Source organism: Sphingomonas sp. AC449, from assembly GCF_979253475.1.
This window is the reverse complement of the sequence record NZ_CEEDCZ010000028.1, coordinates 1-1,890: the sequence shown is the minus strand read 5'-3', so window position 1 is coordinate 1,890 and position 1,890 is coordinate 1. Positions and strand designations below refer to the sequence as shown.

General features: G+C 64.2%; 1 protein-coding gene and 1 tRNA gene. One reads left to right on the top strand and one right to left on the bottom strand.

Annotated elements, in window-relative coordinates; all coding sequences use genetic code 11:
* Positions 1-77, top strand: a tRNA-Met gene (locus tag AC0CH3_RS17690).
* A 534-nt stretch (positions 78-611) separates the two neighbouring features.
* On the opposite strand, the gene AC0CH3_RS17685 is transcribed toward AC0CH3_RS17690, so the two are convergent.
* The coding region (locus AC0CH3_RS17685) for an aldehyde dehydrogenase family protein (RefSeq protein ID WP_465238115.1) at positions 612-1,890 on the bottom strand (1,279 nt) is incomplete at its 5' end.

Below are 1,890 nucleotides of genomic sequence, written 5' to 3'. Positions count from 1 at the left end.
CGCGGGGTGGAGCAGCCCGGTAGCTCGTCAGGCTCATAACCTGAAGGTCACAGGTTCAAATCCTGTCCCCGCAACCAAATTCTACAAATCGACTTAACGCCGCCCTCACCGGCGGCGTTGTCGTTTGTAGTGCACGCCAGCAAGTCCGACACCTTCGCGACCACCTCCGCTTCCGGGCCGCCAGGCTCGGCGGGGCAGATTGTCACGCTTTGGAGAAGAGTGACATCACTGCCGCAGCCTCGGTCCGGATCGTTCCGTCGTCGAGCGATGGCCAAATTTACGAAGAAGACCCAGGTCCTTTGTCTTACCCACTATACACATTTCGTTGAGATCGGAAAAATCTGCCGTCGGGCTGGTGATGCACCCCGGGTGTTCGGTATCGTGACGGCATGGACGCCAGAGTAAACATGATGGTCCCGCCGTCTCATGCCACTCGGATTGACGCTGGCGAAACCTGTGGTGGAGATACCACTTAGGCTAACGCCGGGCGCACGCAACCCGGCCAGAATTCGCGTTGGCCGAACTGCCGGGCCGCGGTGTCGATATTGTCGACCGGCAGCCCGAGTTCTGGGCGGAAATCGTGGCGCGGTTCGTACCCGGGTGACGCGGGATTACATCACCGCGCAAACCGTCTTCCACTCCAGATAACTGTCCATCGCCTGCTTCCCACTATCGCGGCCCCAACCGGACGCCTTCATCCCCCCAATCGGGAGAGACGCGTCGTACATCGCGTGGCAGTTGATCCACACCGAGCCCGCGCGGATCTGGCCGCTGAGTCGGTGTGCGCTGGAGAGCGATTGTGTCCAGATGCTCGACGCCAAGCCGTATTGGCTGTCGTTGGCCGCAGCGACCACTTCGTCGAGATCGTCATAGGGCTGCGCGACGAGGACCGGGCCGAACACTTCCTCGCGAACGATCGTCATGTCGGGGCGGACGTCGACTACGACGGTCGGCGTGACGAACGTGCCGGCTTCGCCCGAGCGGTCGCCACCGGTCAGGACGGTTGCGCCTTCGCTCTCCGCGCCCGAGACGAAGCCGGCGACGCGTTCGGCCTGGCGCGCCGAGACGAGGGGGCCCATCTGCGTTGCGGGATCGAGGCCGTGGCCCATTGCCAGCCCCTTGGCATAGGTGACGACGCCTTCGATGACCTGATCGTGGATCGAGCGGTGGACGTATAGGCGCGAGCCGGCGATGCAGACCTGCCCTGCGTTGAAGAAGATCGCGTTTGCGACGCCGGGGATTGCGAGGTCGAGGTCGGCGTCGGGCAGCACGATCGCGGGCGACTTGCCGCCGAGCTCGAGCGTGACGCGCTTGAAATTGGTCTTGGCCGCATCGAGGATGGCGCGACCGGTCTGTGTCGAGCCGGTGAAGGCGATCTTGTCGATGCCCGGATGCGCGGCGAGCGCGGCGCCGGTCTCGCTGCCGAGCCCGGTAACGATGTTAAGCACGCCCGCCGGGAGCCCCGCCTGCGTCATCAGCTCGCCGAGCCGGAGTGCGCTGAGCGAGGTATCCTCTGCAGGCTTCAGGACGATCGTACAGCCGGCCGCCAGCGCGGGCGCGAGCTTCATTGCGGTCAGCACCAGTGGCGAATTCCACGGCACGATCGCCGCAACCACGCCGACCGGTTCGCGAACCGTCCAGGCCGACATCTGCTTGCCCGCCGGCTGATAGTCTATCGAGGTCTCGACCGTGTTGCCTTCGATTGCCATCGACTGGCCTGCGAAAAAGCGGAACTGGTTGATCGCGCCAGGGATCTCGGCCCAGCGCGCGACGGACAGCGGCTTGCCCTGGTCGAGCGTCTCCAGTTCGGCGAGTTTGAGTAGCCCCTCGTTTTCTAGACGCCTTGAGCCATCAAAGCCTGCTGCCGTTCGAACTCGACGGGCGACAGCA